This window comes from Xanthomonas protegens, from assembly GCF_038442435.1.
Classification (GTDB): domain Bacteria; phylum Pseudomonadota; class Gammaproteobacteria; order Xanthomonadales; family Xanthomonadaceae; genus Xanthomonas_A; species Xanthomonas_A sontii.
In genome coordinates, this window is sequence record NZ_JAQJCQ010000001.1 from 58,804 (window position 1) to 74,179 (window position 15,376).

14 protein-coding genes are annotated in these 15,376 nt (G+C 67.2%); 6 read left to right on the forward strand and 8 right to left on the reverse strand.

Features of this window, described 5'->3' with window-relative positions; translation table 11 throughout:
* Positions 1–28 precede the first annotated feature (28 nt).
* Entirely contained in the window at positions 29–2,401 is a 2,373-nt protein-coding gene (locus PIQ37_RS00275; RefSeq protein WP_342071924.1) for a 3-hydroxyacyl-CoA dehydrogenase/enoyl-CoA hydratase family protein, read from the forward strand.
* Positions 2,402–2,566: 165 nt separating this feature from the next.
* The gene (locus tag PIQ37_RS00280; RefSeq protein WP_010342896.1) at positions 2,567–3,772 is read left to right on the forward strand and encodes an acetyl-CoA C-acyltransferase; all 1,206 of its coding nucleotides are present in this window, start codon (positions 2,567–2,569) and stop codon (positions 3,770–3,772) included.
* 284 nt (positions 3,773–4,056) lie between these two features.
* On the opposite strand, the gene galU is transcribed toward PIQ37_RS00280, so the two are convergent.
* The 8 genes from galU to cmk form a co-directional block, all read right to left on the reverse strand.
* Positions 4,057–4,938 (reverse strand): UTP--glucose-1-phosphate uridylyltransferase GalU, encoded by an 882-nt coding sequence (gene galU / locus PIQ37_RS00285; protein WP_160960088.1) that lies wholly within the window; start codon positions 4,936–4,938, stop codon positions 4,057–4,059.
* A complete protein-coding gene (locus PIQ37_RS00290) occupies positions 4,938–6,848 on the reverse strand; it encodes a polysaccharide biosynthesis protein (protein WP_342071925.1) in 1,911 nt (636 codons plus the stop codon). Before PIQ37_RS00290 ends, galU begins: the two co-directional genes overlap by 1 nt.
* Positions 6,848–7,837: an MraY family glycosyltransferase gene (locus PIQ37_RS00295; RefSeq protein WP_342071926.1), complete on the reverse strand. Its 990-nt coding sequence runs from the start codon at positions 7,835–7,837 to the stop codon at positions 6,848–6,850. Before PIQ37_RS00295 ends, PIQ37_RS00290 begins: the two co-directional genes overlap by 1 nt.
* Complete coding sequence (gene lapB / locus PIQ37_RS00300) at positions 7,837–9,015, reverse strand: lipopolysaccharide assembly protein LapB (protein WP_017916917.1); 1,179 nt, start codon at positions 9,013–9,015, stop codon at positions 7,837–7,839. Before lapB ends, PIQ37_RS00295 begins: the two co-directional genes overlap by 1 nt.
* A 6-nt stretch (positions 9,016–9,021) precedes the next feature.
* Positions 9,022–9,321, reverse strand: coding sequence for a LapA family protein (locus PIQ37_RS00305; protein ID WP_209245736.1), 300 nt, complete (start codon positions 9,319–9,321; stop codon positions 9,022–9,024).
* A 73-nt stretch (positions 9,322–9,394) separates the two neighbouring features.
* Positions 9,395–9,700 (reverse strand): integration host factor subunit beta, encoded by a 306-nt coding sequence (locus tag PIQ37_RS00310; RefSeq protein WP_010342890.1) that lies wholly within the window; start codon positions 9,698–9,700, stop codon positions 9,395–9,397.
* A gap of 79 nt (positions 9,701–9,779) precedes the next feature.
* Positions 9,780–11,459 (reverse strand): 30S ribosomal protein S1, encoded by a 1,680-nt coding sequence (gene rpsA, locus PIQ37_RS00315; RefSeq protein ID WP_010342889.1) that lies wholly within the window; start codon positions 11,457–11,459, stop codon positions 9,780–9,782.
* Positions 11,460–11,689: 230 nt separating this feature from the next.
* Positions 11,690–12,361: a (d)CMP kinase gene (gene cmk / locus PIQ37_RS00320; protein ID WP_342071927.1), complete on the reverse strand. Its 672-nt coding sequence runs from the start codon at positions 12,359–12,361 to the stop codon at positions 11,690–11,692.
* 172 nt (positions 12,362–12,533) lie between these two features.
* Here cmk and ykgO point away from each other — a divergent pair, with 172 nt between their 5' ends.
* The 4 genes from ykgO to PIQ37_RS00340 all read left to right on the forward strand — a co-directional run bounded on the left by ykgO (position 12,534) and on the right by PIQ37_RS00340 (position 15,349).
* Positions 12,534–12,659 (forward strand): type B 50S ribosomal protein L36, encoded by a 126-nt coding sequence (gene ykgO, locus PIQ37_RS00325; RefSeq protein WP_010342887.1) that lies wholly within the window; start codon positions 12,534–12,536, stop codon positions 12,657–12,659.
* Positions 12,660–12,786: 127 nt separating this feature from the next.
* Complete coding sequence (locus PIQ37_RS00330; RefSeq protein WP_017913727.1) at positions 12,787–13,116, forward strand: hypothetical protein; 330 nt, start codon at positions 12,787–12,789, stop codon at positions 13,114–13,116.
* Between the two features lie 168 nt (positions 13,117–13,284).
* Positions 13,285–14,322 (forward strand): agmatine deiminase family protein, encoded by a 1,038-nt coding sequence (locus tag PIQ37_RS00335; RefSeq protein WP_342071928.1) that lies wholly within the window; start codon positions 13,285–13,287, stop codon positions 14,320–14,322.
* A 142-nt stretch (positions 14,323–14,464) separates the two neighbouring features.
* On the forward strand, positions 14,465–15,349 hold the full coding sequence (locus tag PIQ37_RS00340; protein ID WP_152236251.1) for a carbon-nitrogen hydrolase: 885 nt from the start codon (positions 14,465–14,467) through the stop codon (positions 15,347–15,349).
* Positions 15,350–15,376 lie beyond the last annotated feature (27 nt).

The following is a 15,376-nucleotide window of genomic DNA, read 5'->3' on the forward strand; positions in this document are numbered from 1 at the left end:
AAACGTTGACCCACAGAGGCTGATCGCTATGTCCAATCCCCTGCTCGTCCGCCGTGCCGCCGTCCTGGGCGCGGGCGTGATGGGTGCGCAGATCGCTGCGCACCTGACCAACGCCGGCGTCGACACCGTGCTGTTCGACCTCCCCGCCAAGGAAGGCCCCGCCGATGGCGTGGTGCTCAAGGCGATCGCCAACCTGACCAAGCTCAGCCCGGCGCCGCTGGCCAGCACCGCGCTGGCCGAGGCCATCACCCCGGCCAACTACGACTCCGGCCTGGAGCAGTTGCGCGGCTGCGACCTGATCGTCGAAGCCATCGCCGAGCGCATGGACTGGAAACAGGACCTGTACAAGAAGATCGCGCCGTTCGTGGCCGACCATGCGGTGCTGGCCTCCAACACCTCCGGCCTGGGCATCAACGCCCTGTCCGACGTGCTGCCGGAACAGCTGCGCCACCGTTTCTGCGGCGTGCACTTCTTCAATCCGCCGCGCTACATGCACCTGGCCGAACTGATCCCGGCCAAGCACACCGAACCGGCCGTGCTGGAAGGCCTGGAAAGCTTCCTGGTCACCACCCTGGGCAAGGGCGTGGTCTACGCCAAGGACACCCCGAACTTCATCGGCAACCGCATCGGCGTGTTCTCGATCCTGTCCACCATCCACCACACCGAGCAGTTCGGCCTGGGCTTCGACGAGGTCGACGGCCTCACCGGCCCGCTGGTCGGCCGGCCGAAGTCGGCGACCTACCGCACCTCGGACGTGGTCGGCCTGGACACCATGGCGCACGTCATCAAGACCATGGGCGACACCCTGCCGAACGATCCGTGGCATGCCTTCTTCAAGGCGCCGAAGTGGCTGGAGGCGCTGATCGGCAAGGGCGCGCTCGGCCAGAAGACCGGCGCCGGCATCTTCCGCAAGGTCGGCAAGGACATCGTGGTGCTGGATCTGCAGAAGCAGGACTACCGCCCGGCCGACCGCGCCGCGGCGCCGGAGGTGGTCGAGATCCTGAAGATCAAGAACCCGGCCGAGAAGTTCGCCAAGCTGCGCGAGAGCCAGCATCCGCAGGCGCAGTTCCTGTGGGCGACCTTCCGCGACCTGTTCCACTACAGCGCCTACCACCTGGCCGACATCGCCGAGACCGCGCGCGACGTGGACCTGGCGATCCGCTGGGGCTACGGCTGGGCGCTGGGTCCGTTCGAGACCTGGCAGGCCGCGGGCTGGAAGCAGGTCGCGCAGTGGATCGCCGACGACATCGCCGCCGGCAAGAGCATGAGCAGCGCGCCGCTGCCGAACTGGGTGTTCGACGGCCGCGACGGCGTGCACGCCGCCGAGGGCTCGTACAGCCCGGCGCGCGACGCCAAGCTGCCGCGCTCGGCGCTGCCGGTGTACAAGCGCCAGCGCTTCCCCGATCCGCTGTTGGGCGAAAAGTTCGCGCAAGGCGAGACCGTGTTCGAGAACGACGGCCTGCGCATGTGGCACGACGGCGACGACATCGCCGTGGTCAGCTTCAAGACCAAGATGAACACCGTCTCCGACCAGGTGCTGGACGGCCTGCAGGAAGCGGTCGGCCGCGCCGAGAAGGACTTCAAGGGCCTGGTGCTGTGGCAGCACAAGGAACCCTTCTCCGCCGGCGCCGACCTGGCCGGCGCGCTGGGCCTGCTGCAGGCCGGCAAGGTCGATGCGTTCGAGGCGATGGTCGCCAACTTCCAGGCCACCAGCCAGCGCATCAAGTACTCGCTGGTGCCGGTGGTCGCGGCGGTGCGCGGGCTGGCGCTGGGCGGCGGTTGCGAGTTCCAGATGCACAGCGCCAAGACCGTGGCCGCGCTGGAGAGCTACATCGGCCTGGTCGAGGCCGGCGTGGGCCTGCTGCCGGCCGGCGGCGGCCTCAAGGAGATCGCGGTGCGCGCGGCGCAGGCCGCGGGTCCGGGCGGCGACGTGTTCGCCGAGCTGAAGAAGACCTTCGAGACCGTGGCCATGGCCAAGGTCTCCACCTCGGCGGTCAACGCCAAGGAACTGGGCCTGCTGCGCGGCACCGACAAGGTGGTGTTCAACAGCTACGAATCGCTGTACATCGCCAAGGCCGAGGCGCGCGCCCTGGCCGAGGGCGGCTACCGCCCGCCGCTGCCGGCGCGACGCATCCAGGTCGCCGGCGACGTCGGCATCGCCACCTTCAAGATGCTGCTGGTCAACATGCTGGAGGGCCGCTTCATCAGCGAGTACGACTACGAGATCGCCACCCGCATCGCCACCGTGCTGTGCGGCGGCGAAGTCGACCGCGGCGCGCTGGTGGACGAGGAATGGCTGCTCAAGCTCGAGCGCAAGCACTTCGTCGAACTGGCCCAGCAGGAAAAGACCCAGGCGCGCATCGGGCACATGCTCAAGACGGGTAAGCCGCTTAGGAACTGAGATTCGGGAGTCGGGATTGGGGATTCGTGACAGCGGATCCCCAACACCTGATGCCACCCTCGCCTCCCACCATTTATCAGCCGGGCAAAACGCATTCGACGTCGGGATCCGCTCTGACGAATCCCCAATCCCGAATCCTCAATCCCGGCTTTCGGAGAAAGCCAAATGAGCAAACAGATCCAGGAAGCCTACATCGTCGCCGCCACCCGTACCCCGGTCGGCAAGGCGCCCAAGGGCATGTTCCGCAACACCCGTCCCGACGACATGCTGGCGCACGTGCTGCGCGCGGTGGTGGCGCAGGCGCCGGGCATCGACACCTCGCGCATCGACGACGCGATCATCGGCTGCGCGATGCCCGAGGGCGAGCAAGGCATGAACGTGGCGCGCATCGGCGTGCTGCTGGCCGGCCTGCCGAACTCGGTGGCCGGGCAGACCATCAACCGCTTCTGCTCCTCGGGCATCCAGGCGGTGGCGCTGGCCGCCGACCAGATCCGCCTGGGCAACGCCGACCTGATGCTGGCCGGCGGCACCGAATCGATGTCGATGGTGCCGATGATGGGCAACAAGGTCGCGCTGTCGCCGAGCGTGTTCGCCGACGACCACGTGGCCATCGCCTACGGCATGGGCATCACCGCCGAGAAGGTGGCCGAGGAATGGAAGGTGTCGCGCGAGGACCAGGATGCCTTCGCCCTCGCCTCGCACCAGAAGGCCATCGCCGCGATCGCCGCCGGCGAGTTCCGCGACGAGATCAGCCCCTACGAGATCGTCTCGCACCAGCCCGACCTGGCCGGCAACGTCATCGCCCTGCGCAAGAAGCTGGTCGACACCGACGAAGGCCCGCGTCCGGACAGCTCGATCGAAGGCCTGGCCAAGCTGCGCCCGGTGTTCCGCAACGGCCAGTTCGGCGGCAGCGTCACCGCCGGCAACTCCTCGCAGATGAGCGACGGCGCCGGTGCGGTGCTGCTGGCCTCCGAGCAGGCGATCAAGGACTACGGGCTGACCCCGCTGGCCCGCTTCGTCAGCTTCTCGGTCGCCGGCGTGCGTCCGGAAGTGATGGGCATCGGCCCGATCGAGGCGATTCCGAAGGCGCTCAAGCAGGCCGGCCTGAGCAAGGACCAACTGGACTGGATCGAGCTCAACGAAGCCTTCGCCGCGCAGTCGCTGGCGGTGATCCGCGACAGCGGCCTGGATCCGTCCAAGGTCAATCCGCTGGGCGGCGCCATCGCCCTGGGCCATCCGCTCGGCGCCACCGGCGCGATCCGCACCGCGACCCTGGTGCACGGCCTGCGTCGCCACAAGCAGAAGTACGGCATGGTCACCATGTGCATCGGCACCGGCATGGGCGCCGCGGGGATCATCGAGGCGCTGTAAGCATGCGGCGCCCTACCCTCGTCCGTTCCTGCGTGCCACCTTTCCCCAAAGGGCGCCATGGTCCCGATGGGAAAAGGGAACAGCTATGGCCCCTCTCCCACCGGGAGAGGGGTTGGGGTGAGGGTCCGGCACCAAGCGTTGTTGTCAGACCAGCGCAAAAACAGAAAAAGGCAGCCTCACGGCTGCCTTTTTCTGTTTGTCACCTGATTCGACCTATCTGGATCGGATCAATGCCTGAAGCTCCTTGGCCAGCGCGCCGCCTACAGCGGCGCACGGCACCAGGCTCACTCCTCGGCGAGCATCTGGGTCAGCTTCTCACGCGCCGGCTTGGCCAGCTTCTTGTTCTCCAGCGCAAACCGGATGGTCGCCTCGACCAGGCCCAGGTGGGTACCGCAGTCGAAACGGGTGCCCTCGAAGCGATACGCATCGACTTCCTCGCTCTTTAGCAGCGCGGCGATGGCGTCGGTCAGCTGGATCTCGCCGCCGGCACCGGTGCCGGTGCTTTCCAGCAGTTCGAAGATCTTCGAGCTGAGCACGTAGCGCCCGACCACCGCCAGATCGCTCGGCGCGTCTTCCGGCTTGGGCTTCTCGACGATCTGCGCGATGCGGCCCTTGCGGCCGTCGAAGGCCTCGGTGGCGACGATGCCGTAGCTGGCGGTGTTCTCATGCGGCACGTCTTCCACCGCGATCACGCTGGCGCCGCTGCGCTCGTTGAGGTCGGCCATCTGCTTCAGCGCGCCGTCGCCGCGGTTCCAGATCAGGTCGTCCGGCAGCAACACCGCAAACGGCTCGTCGCCGATGACCGACTTGGCGCACAGGACGGCGTGGCCCAGGCCCAGCGCTTCGGCCTGGGTCACGAAGATCGCGCGCACGCCTTCCGGCAGCACGTGGCGGATCATTTCCAGCTGTTCGTGCTTGCCGGCACGCTCCAGCTTCTGCTCCAGTTCGTAGGCCTTGTCGAAATAATCCGCGACCGCGTGCTTGTAGCGGTTGGTGACGAAGATCAGGGTATCGCACCCGGCTTCGATCGCCTCGTCCACGGCGTACTGGATCAGCGGCCGATCGATGATCGGCAACATTTCCTTGGGAACCGTCTTGGTGGCGGGAAGGAAGCGGGTACCCAAACCTGCCACCGGGAATACTGCCTTGCGGATTCTCTTGCTCATCAGAGCCTTCTGGCCTCGCGTGCGGGGAATGGAACGATGGTAGCGGAGCTGTCGTGACCGTCTTGCTGACGCAAGGGCGCGAACTCCGGCATGGTCATGCGCAACACCTTCTCGATGGTGTCGCTGTCGTAGTCGGCCACCGCGGCGCGCAACTGCTGCACGCCGCGCAGCACGTCCTCGCGCGAGAAACTGCGCACGCCGGCCTCAAGGATCTTCGGATGCGAGGTGGGCCGGTAGTTCTCGTCGGCGTAGAACAGCGTCTCGTGCAGCTTTTCGCCAGGCCGCAGGCCGGTGTAGACGATGGCGATGTCGCGCCCGGGCTGCTTGCCCGCCAGGCGGATCATCTGCTCGGCAAGCAAACGGATCGGTACCGGCTCGCCCATGTCCAGCGTATAGATGGCGCCATGCGATGCCGAGGCCGCCGCCTGCACGATCAGCTGGCTGGCTTCGGGAATGGTCATGAAGTAACGCGTCACCTGCGGATCGGTAACCGTCACCGGACCGCCCTGGCGGATCTGCTCGCGGAACAGAGGCACCACGCTGCCGGCCGAGTCCAACACATTGCCGAAGCGCACGGTCACGAAGCGCGTGCTCACCGCCTGGTCGTCCAGCGACTGGCACACCATCTCGGCGTAGCGCTTGGACGCACCGAGCAGGTTGACCGGATTGACCGCCTTGTCGGTGGAAATGAACACGAAGGTCGAGACCTTGGCCGCGACACAGGCGCGCGCCACGTTCTCGGTGGCCAGCACGTTGTTGCGCACCGCCTCGCGGCACTGCCGCTCCAGCAGCGGCACCTGCTTGTAGGCGGCGGCATGGAACACCGCGTCCGGCTCGGCCACCTGCATGGCGTGGCGGATCACCGCCGGATCGCCGCAATCGCCGAGCACGCAGTCGATCTCCAGATCGGGGAACGTGCGGTGCAGGTCGGCATGGATGGTGATCAGCGCCAGCTCGTTGATCTCAAGCAGCACGATCTTGCGCGCGCCGTGACGCGCGCACTGCCGGCACAGTTCCGAGCCGATCGAACCGCCGGCGCCGGTCACCAGCACGGTACGCCCCGAGAGCCAGCCCTTGATCAGCTTCCAGTCTGGGGTCACCGGCTTGCGACCGAGCAGGTCCTCGATCGCGACCTCCTTGAGCTCGCCCGGCAGGTAATGACCTTCGAGCACGTCGAGCAGGCGCGGCACGGTGCGGAACGGCAGGCCGGTGCTCTCGCAGATCGCCACCACCCGCTGCATGCCGGCCGCGTCCAGCGACGGGATCGCGATCACCAGCAGCTTCGCGGCGGTTTCCTTGGCGATTGCGCCGGCTTCATCGATGCGGCCCAGGATCGGCAGGCCCTGCAGCTTGGCGCCGTGCAGGTGACCAGCGTCGTCGACGAAGCCGACCGGATGATAGGCGCCGGAACGGCGCAGGTCGCGTACCAGCGCCTCGGCCGCACGGCCTGCGCCGACGATCAACACCCGCCGCGCGGTATCGTCCGAATGCGCGATCTGATAATCCTTCCAGGCGCGGTACAGCAGGCGCGGCGCGCCCAGCAGCGCCGACAACGCAAACGGATACACCATCAGCACAGAGAGCGGGATCGCGTCGAAGCGGCTGTAGGCCAGCCCCAGCACGATCGCCACCAGGCCATAGAAGCTGGCCTTGAAGATATTGAGCAGGTCCGGGACGCTGGCAAAGCGCCACAGGCCGCGGTACAGGCCGACCTTCCAGAACACCAGCCCCTGCGCCACCAAAACGATGGCGGTGTTGAGGTTCCACAACGGCAGCGGGTGCTCGCCGGGGAGCATGGTGTAACGCGCCGCGTGCAGCAGCTGCCAACAGACCCAGACGATGACCAGATCGTGGACAACCACGGAGGCCTTGGGAAACAGCTCGGTGACTCGGTCGCGCGTGGAAAGCATCAGTGATCCGTGAGAGTTCGGCGCATCCGGTTGCGCAAGGCCAGCCAAAGCACACCTGCCGAACAGAACCAGGCGATCGTCAGACCGGCCTGCATGCCCGCATCCAGGGGCCTGCCCAGCCGCGCAATTGTAATCGCGACAATGCTGAACAGACCGTAGGCGAGCGTGACGACAGTATGGCTACTGCCGGTATGTACCCAACGCTGATAGAAATGTTGCGCGTGCGGTTGCCACCAGCGTTCGCCGGCGAGCATGCGCGAGACGAGCGTGAAGCCTGCGTCGATTGCAAAGGCCGACAGCGGCAATGCCGGCAGCCAGGGCGCCTGCTCGCCAGCAACGAGGCACCAGGCGAACAGCGCGGCGATCAGGTAGCCAAGCGCGCCGCTGCCGACATCGCCGAGGAAAATGCGCGCCCGGGGGTAGTTGAACGGCAAAAATCCCGCGCAGGCCACCAGCAGCACCCAGCACGGCCAATGCAGCGGAGCCGATAGAAGGCTGGCGAATCCGAGGGCGGCGAGCATCGCCTGGCTGCTGGCCAGCCCATTGATGCCGTCCATGAAATTCCAGATATTGATTAGCGAAACCGTCGCCAACCACACCAGCGCGACCATCCACAGCGGTTGGCTCGCCTTGTAGACAAGTGCAGCCAGCAGGGTCGCGGCGACCGCATGCACCAGCAATCGCAGCGCCGCCGATAGCGACCGGTGGTCGTCCCACCAACCGATGCCGGCCACCAGCAGCAGGCCCGCCGCGACGGTGGCGACGCCGGCGCCGTGCTGGGGCCACTGCAGCGCCGCCCAGGCGCAGGCCAGCAGCACCGCCGCCACGATCGCCACGCCACCGCCGCGCGGCGTGGCCACGGTGTGGCTACGCCGCTCGCCCGGCGCGTCCATCAGCTTGCGTTTGAGTGCGTACTGGCGCGACAGCCAGGTGCCAGCCGCGCTGAACACCCCGAGCGCCAAGAGCAGCGCGGCTCCTGCGATGGGCACTACACCACCGCGTAGTTGAGCAGGGGCTTGACCGTGCCCCACTCCTTGCAACTGGGGCATTGCCAGTGGTGGGTGCGCGCGCCGAAGCCGCAGCGGGTGCAGCGGTAGCTGGGATTGCGCACCAGCAACTGGTCGGTGATGTGCTTGAGATCCTGCAGGGTCGCGGTGGAATCGGCGCCCTCGGCCAGGGTCAGGTCGATCAGCGCGGACTCGCCGCGCACCGACGGCCGGTCCTTGAGCTGCCGGCCCAGGTAGGAACGCGCGGCGGAAATGCCTTCCTGCGACTCCATCAGGCGGGTCAGCGCCAGCACCGGGGCGATGCCGCGGTAGTGCTCGGTCATCTCCGACAGGAACGCGCGCGCGCCGCTGAGATCGTCGCCGCGGCGGTAGCACTCCATCAGCGCCGGCATGATCTCCGGCAGATAGTCGGGATCGTGGCGCGCGGCGCGCTCGAAGGCGCGGATGGCGGCCTCGTCGTTGCCGTCGTCGACATCGATGCGCCCTTCCAGGATGCCGGCACGCACAGACTTGGCATCGGCCTGGTAGGCGCGCGCGATCGCCTCCCGCGCCAGGTCATTCTTGCCCGAGGCGCGATAGCGGTCGGCCAGTTCGCATTCGAACTGGGCGATCAGCTTGCCCATCGGCTCGCCGGTCACCTCTTCGTAGCGGGTGGCGTTGTCGATGGCCTTTTCCCAGTCGCGTTCGGCCTGGTAGATGCCGATCAGGTGCTTGAGCGCCTGCGGCGCACGCTGGTCGATCTGCGCCAGTTCGGTGAACACGGTTTCGGCGCGGTCCAGCAGCCCCGACTTCATGTAGTCCTCGCCCAGCGCCAGCAAGGCCTGCACGCGCTGCGCGTCGCTCAGGTCGCCGCGCTGGACCAGGCCCTGGTGCAGGCGGATGGCGCGGTCGACCTCACCGCGGCGGCGGAACAGGTGGCCCAGCGCGACCTGGGTCTCGAAGGTTTCCTTGTCCAGTTCGGCGATGTGCAGGAACAGCTCGATCGCCTTGTCCGGCTGCTCGTTGAGCAGGTAGTTGAGGCCGCGGAAATAGGTGCTGGACAGCCGGCTGACCTGGGTATCGCCATGGCGCTGGCCGCCACGGCGGCCGATCACCCAGCCGCTCAAGGCCGCCAGCGGCAGGAACAGGAAGAACCAGAACCACTCGGTCAGAAAGTCCATCGAAGATCAGCGTCCGTCCAAGGGCTGGTGGGCATGGGAGGAAACCGGCGCGACGGCCGGGGCAGCGGCGTTCGCGGCCTTATTGGCGCGACGCAGCTTGGCATACAGGGGGATCACCAGGGCCGCCAGGACCAGCGAGGCGCCGATCAGCACGCCGGCGAACAGCGAGACGATGATGGCGATGCCGGAGGTGGTGGCGATGCTGGAGAACACGAAGTTGATCTGGATCGGCTGCGAATTGAGCGACCCGATGACCAGGCCGGCCAACAGCAACACCAGCAGGATCAGCAGTCGTGCAATCTTCATGAGCAACTCCAGCGTCGGGAGACACTAGATTAGCCGAACAGGCGTGGATTCCGGCAAGCGCCGGACGCCGGGCTCAGGGCGTGTCGGATTCGACCGGGACGACGCCGCTCACGCGCTCGCGCAGCTCTTTGCCAGGCTTGAAATGCGGCACGTGCTTGCCAGGAAGCGCGACGGACTCGCCGGTCTTGGGATTGCGTCCCAGGCGCGGCGGCCGGTAATGCAGGGAAAAGCTGCCGAAGCCGCGGATCTCGATGCGATCGCCGCCGGACAGGGCGCCGCCCATCATTTCCAACAACGACTTCACCGCCAGATCGACGTCGTCCGACTTCAGATGCGCCTGCTTGCGCGCCAGGATTTCGATCAGCTCGGATTTGGTCATTACGGATTCGTGCAGTGGGGTCGCAACCTGGCACGGCCCGGGAACACCGGGCCGTGCCAGTAACGCTGCGTGTGGCGGATTACTCGGACTTGTTGCCGTTCAGCTGCGCACGCAGCAGCGCGCCCAGCTGGGTGGTGCCGCCCGACGCGGACTGGTATTCCTCCAGCACTTCGCGCATTTCGGCATCGTCCTTGGCCTTGATCGACAGCTGCAGGGTGCGGCCCTTGCGGTCCATGCCCACGAACTTGGCTTCGATCTTGTCGCCGACCTTCAGGTGCTGGCTGGCGTCGTCGACGCGCTCGTTGGCGATGTCGCGCGCGGCGACGTAGCCTTCGATGCCGTCGGCCAGGTCGATGGTGGCGCCCTTGGCGTCCACTTCACGCACCACGCCCTCGACCTTCGAGCCCTTCGGGTTGGCAGCCATGTACTGGCCGAACGGATCCTGCTCCAGCTGCTTGACGCCCAGGCTGATGCGCTCGCGCTCCGGGTCCACCGCCAGCACCACGGCTTCCAGCGTGTCGCCCTTCTTGAAGTTGCGCACGATGTCTTCGCCGGTGGTGTTCCAGCTGATGTCGGACAGGTGCACCAGGCCGTCGATGCCGCCGTCCAGGCCGATGAAGATGCCGAAATCGGTGATCGACTTGATCTGGCCGGACACCTTGTCGTTCTTCTTGTGGGTGGCAGCGAAGGTTTCCCACGGATTGGCGGCGACCTGCTTCATGCCCAGCGAGATGCGGCGACGCTCTTCGTCCACGTCCAGCACCATCACTTCGACTTCGTCGCCGACCTGCACGACCTTGGACGGGTTGACGTTCTTGTTGGTCCAGTCCATCTCGGACACGTGCACCAGGCCTTCCACGCCCGGCTCGATCTCGACGAACGCGCCGTAATCGGTGACGTTGGAGACCTTGCCGAACACGCGGCTGTTGGCCGGGTAACGACGCGCGATGTTGTCCCACGGATCCTCGCCCAGCTGCTTCAGGCCGAGGCTGACGCGGTTACGCTCGCGATCGAACTTCAGCACGCGCACGTCCAGCTCGTCGCCGACGTTGACCACTTCGGACGGATGGCGCACGCGCTTCCAGGCCATGTCGGTGATGTGCAGCAGGCCGTCGATGCCGCCCAGGTCCACGAACGCGCCGTAGTCGGTCAGGTTCTTGACCACGCCCTTCAGGATCGCGCCTTCCTGCAGCTTGTCCATCAGCTGCTCGCGCTCTTCCGAGTGCTCGCTTTCGACCACCGCACGACGCGAGACCACCACGTTGTTGCGCTTGCGGTCCAGCTTGATCAGCTTGAACTCCAGTTCCTTGCCTTCCAGGTAGGCCGGGTCGCGCACCGGGCGCACATCCACCAGCGAACCGGGCAGGAACGCGCGGACATCCTTGATGTCCACGGTGAAACCACCCTTGACCTTGCCGCTGATGCGGCCGGTGATGGTCTCGTTCTTCTCCAACGCTTCTTCCAGCTCGTCCCACACCATGGCGCGCTTGGCCTTCTCGCGCGACAGCACGGTCTCGCCGAAGCCGTTCTCGAGCGAGTCGAGCGCGACCTTGACCAGGTCGCCTTCGGCGACGTCGATTTCGCCAGCGTCGTTACGGAACTGCTCGATCGGCACGATGCCTTCGGACTTCAGGCCGGCGTTGATCACCACCACGTCGCCGCGGACTTCCACGACGGTACCGGTGACGATGGCGCCGGGCTTCAGCTTGGCCAGATTGGCTTGGCTGGCTTCGAACAGTTCGGCAAAAGATTCGGTCATTTGAAATTACTCTAGTGGACACACGGACAGGGCGTTTTCTTCTGGAAAACAGCGACTGTCCACCTGTTAGTCGGCCCGAACGGCGGCCGGGTGTGGAATGGAAAAACCGCAGCGCGGAATTGCGCAGCGGAGCCTTTGACGCTATCGGTGGAACATGGATGTTGCGGGTGTAACGAGGAACCGGTGGCGTGCACGACGCCACCAAACTGCTGCCCTGCCCTGCGTGCCGCTCAGACCGGCAGCAACTGCAGGACGCGGCCCACCACCTGGTCGATGTCCATGCCGGTGGTATCGAGGAGGACGGCATCGTCTGCCGGCCTCAGCGGGGCCACCGCGCGTTGCGCATCGCGTGCGTCGCGGGCCATGATCTCGCGCAGCAGGTCGCCGAATATAACCGAAACTCCTTTTTCCTTCAACTGCTTATGCCGGCGCTGGGCGCGCTCCTCGGCGCTGGCGGTCAGGAACACCTTGTACGGGGCGTCCGGAAAAATCACCGTGCCCATGTCGCGGCCGTCGGCGACCAGCCCCGGCGGGGTGCGGAAGGCGCGCTGGCGCTGTTTCAGCGCCGCGCGCACCTCGGGGATCGCGGCGATCGCCGAGGCCACCGCGCCGGTGGTCTCCAGGCGCAGCTCGTCGGTGGCATCGGCGCCGTTGATCCGCACCCGCAGGCCGCCATCGGCAACCTCGTCGAACTCCACCCGGGTGTCGAAGGTGCAGCGCACCAGGGCGGCGGCATCGGAAATGTCCAGATTGGCCCAGCTGGCCGCCACTCCGACCGCCCGGTACAGCGCCCCCGAATCCAGGTAATGCCAGCCCAGGCGGGCGGCGACGATGCGGCTGACGGTGCCTTTGCCGGCCCCGGAAGGGCCATCGATGGTCAGGACGGGAGCGGGCTCGTTCATGCGGTTCCTCGGACGGGGGGCGGCGCATTGTAGCGCCGACGCCGGCCGGGCTGGCGCAAGCAGTTGAAACCATGAAGAAAACCAGGCTACAATCGCCGGCTTACTGATCCCGCGCCATGGTTTCGGCCGTGCCGCCCTCCTTCGAATCCACAAGTTTACGCCGAGGTGTGCCATGAAAGTCCTGTCCTCCCTGAAGTCGGCGAAGGCCCGTCACCGCGACTGCAAGGTGGTCCGCCGCCGCGGTAAGGTCTTCGTGATCTGCAAGTCCAACCCCCGTTTCAAGGCGCGTCAGCGCTGATCCGACCCGGCCTGCCCTGCCGCGCCGCGCGCAGCGGTGGCCGGTCGTCGACGAAAGCCGCCTTCGGGCGGTTTTTTGTTATCGAAGTTTGCTGTAATCGGCGTTCGTCCTCTGGGGAGTACACGTGATGAAGCATCGTCTGTCCGTCCTGCCGCTGCTGGCCGTGTTGGGCCTGGCCGGCGGCGCCCACGCCGAGACCCTGCTGGTCGACCGGGTCAAGGAAGAACCCGCCGCGGCGCTGCCGACCCGCGGCCTGAGCATGGCCCAGGTGCAGGCGCGCTACGGCGCCCCGCAGCAGAAGCTGGAGCCGCGTGGCGGCCAGAAGCGGCAATGGCCGACCATCAACCGCTGGGTCTATCCGGCCTTCACCGTGTACTTCGAGAAGCAGAAGGTGGTGGACGTGGTCGCCAACAAGGCCGACGCCAACGAGATCGGCCCGAAACCCGCGATCCGCTGACGCCGATCCTGCGCCCGGTCGCGCCTGCGCCTGGCCGAGCACCCCAGTACTGCCGCGTCGCCGCCGCCCAGCCGCGGCGCGGTGCAAAGCTCCCGCGCCTCGCCGGTGCGGGATAGGAACGACACACACCCTGGCGCGATGCCGGGCACAACCTGAGTAGTGGTCGCAATGACTGATCGTCTTCGCCTTCCCGCGGAATGGGAGCCCCAGTCCGCCATCCTGATCGCCTGGCCGCATGCCGGCACCGACTGGGCCGAGCGCCTGGCCGAGGTCGAGGAAACCTACATCGCCCTGGTCGCGGCGATCGTGCGCTTCCAGCGGGTGCTGATCTGCGTGGCCGACGCCGACCTGCAAATCTACGCAGAGGCGCGCTTGCGCTCGGCGCGGGTGGACATGCAGCGGGTGCGCTTCGTCGAGGCCGAGTACGACGACACCTGGCTGCGCGATTCCGGCCCGATCACCCTGGCGCGCGCCGGCGGTGGCTTCCAGCTGCTGGACTTCCGCTTCACCGGCTGGGGCGGCAAGTTCCAGGCCAGCCGCGACGACCAGTTGGTGAGCGTGCTGGCCGAACAAGGCCTGTTCGCCGACAGTGACGTGCGCCGCATCGACTTCGCCCTGGAAGGCGGCGCCATCGACTGCGACGGTGCCGGCACGCTGCTGACCACCTGGCAGTGCCTGCACGAGCGCCACCCGCAGCGCAGCCGCGAATCGCTCAGCCACGACCTGGCCGACTGGCTGGCGCAGCAGCGCGTGCTGTGGCTGGACCACGGCTACCTGGAAGGCGACGACACCGACGCGCACATCGACACCCTCGCCCGCTTCGCCAGCCCCGACGCGATCGTCTACCAGGCCTGCGACGACGCCGGCGATTCGCACTACGCCGAGCTGCAGGCGATGGGCGCCGAACTGGCCGCGTTGCGTACCGCAGACGGCGCGCCCTATCGCCTGTTCCCGTTGCCGTGGGCGCAGCCGGTGATCGATCAGGGCCGGCGCCTGGCCGCGTCCTACGCCAACTTCCTGATCGTCAACGGCGCGGTGCTGATGCCGGCCTACGGCGACGCGGCCGATGCGCAGGCGCAGGCGGTGATGGCGCAGGCCTTCCCGCAGCACGAGATCGTGCCGATCCCCTGCCGCGCGCTGATCTGGCAGAACGGCAGCCTGCACTGCATCACCATGCAGCTGCCGGCCGGACTGCTGGCGAACTGAGCCGCCGCGCCTGCGTCGCACGTCGGCGCAGCCCCAAGCACCCCGCGCCGCCGCCACGCGTGGCGCGGGATTCATCTCCCCGGAACCTGCCGCGCGGCCATCCGCGCTACCATGCCGGTTTACCGCGAACCTTGATTCCGCAATGACCCGAACCACTCTTTCCGTCGCGCTGATCCAGGAGCGCAACCACGGCGACGCCGCGGCGAACCTGGCAGCGATCGAATCGCGTGTGGCCGAGGCCGCCGCGCAGGGCGCGCAGCTGGTGCTGCTGCAGGAACTGCACAATGGCGCGTACTTCTGCCAGCACGAGTCGGTGGACGAATTCGACCTGGCCGAGCCGATTCCCGGTCCCAGCACCGAGCGCCTGGGCGCGCTGGCCAAGCGCCACGGCGTGGTCCTGGTCGGCTCGCTGTTCGAGCGCCGCGCCGCCGGGCTGTACCACAACACCGCGGTGGTGTTCGAAAAGGACGGCAGCCTGCTGGGCAAGTACCGCAAGATGCACATTCCCGACGATCCGGGTTTCTACGAGAAGTTCTACTTCACCCCGGGCGATCTGGGCTTCACCCCGATCCAGACCTCGGTCGGCCGCCTCGGCGTGCTGGTGTGCTGGGACCAGTGGTATCCGGAAGCGGCGCGGCTGATGGCCCTGGCCGGCGCCGAACTGCTGCTGTATCCCACTGCGATCGGCTGGGACCCCAGCGACGAACAGGCCGAGCAGGAACGCCAGCGCGATGCCTGGATCCTCAGCCATCGCGGCCATGCCGTGGCCAACGGCGTGCCGGTGCTGAGCTGCAACCGGGTCGGCCACGAGCCGTCGCCACTGGGCGCGTCGGGCATCCAGTTCTGGGGCAACAGCCACGTGCTCGGCCCGCAGGGCGAGTTCATCGCCGAGGCCGGTGGCGAGCCGACCGTGCTGGTCTGCGACGTGGACCTGCAGCGCAGCGAGCACGTGCGGCGGATCTGGCCGTTCCTGCGCGACCGCCGCATCGATGCCTACGGCGACCTGCTGAAGCGCTACATCGACTGACCCGCAGCGCCGTGCCGGGTCGTTGCT

Excerpts from the sequence above, each read along its gene's own strand:
- lapB (WP_017916917.1), bottom strand. The coding sequence starts at position 9,015 with ATGGACTTTCTGACCGAGTGGTTCTGGTTCTTCCTGTTCCTGCCGCTG.
- PIQ37_RS00290 (WP_342071925.1), bottom strand. The coding sequence starts at position 6,848 with ATGCTTTCCACGCGCGACCGAGTCACCGAGCTGTTTCCCAAGGCCTCC.
- PIQ37_RS00275 (WP_342071924.1), top strand. The coding sequence starts at position 29 with ATGTCCAATCCCCTGCTCGTCCGCCGTGCCGCCGTCCTGGGCGCGGGC.
- PIQ37_RS00340 (WP_152236251.1), top strand. The coding sequence starts at position 14,465 with ATGACCCGAACCACTCTTTCCGTCGCGCTGATCCAGGAGCGCAACCAC.
- PIQ37_RS00335 (WP_342071928.1), top strand. The coding sequence starts at position 13,285 with ATGACTGATCGTCTTCGCCTTCCCGCGGAATGGGAGCCCCAGTCCGCC.
- PIQ37_RS00280 (WP_010342896.1), top strand. The coding sequence starts at position 2,567 with ATGAGCAAACAGATCCAGGAAGCCTACATCGTCGCCGCCACCCGTACC.
- PIQ37_RS00310 (WP_010342890.1), bottom strand. The coding sequence starts at position 9,700 with ATGACCAAATCCGAGCTGATCGAAATCCTGGCGCGCAAGCAGGCGCAT.
- galU (WP_160960088.1), bottom strand. The coding sequence starts at position 4,938 with ATGAGCAAGAGAATCCGCAAGGCAGTATTCCCGGTGGCAGGTTTGGGT.
- rpsA (WP_010342889.1), bottom strand. The coding sequence starts at position 11,459 with ATGACCGAATCTTTTGCCGAACTGTTCGAAGCCAGCCAAGCCAATCTG.
- ykgO (WP_010342887.1), top strand. The coding sequence starts at position 12,534 with ATGAAAGTCCTGTCCTCCCTGAAGTCGGCGAAGGCCCGTCACCGCGAC.
- cmk (WP_342071927.1), bottom strand. The coding sequence starts at position 12,361 with ATGAACGAGCCCGCTCCCGTCCTGACCATCGATGGCCCTTCCGGGGCC.
- PIQ37_RS00305 (WP_209245736.1), bottom strand. The coding sequence starts at position 9,321 with ATGAAGATTGCACGACTGCTGATCCTGCTGGTGTTGCTGTTGGCCGGC.
- PIQ37_RS00330 (WP_017913727.1), top strand. The coding sequence starts at position 12,787 with ATGAAGCATCGTCTGTCCGTCCTGCCGCTGCTGGCCGTGTTGGGCCTG.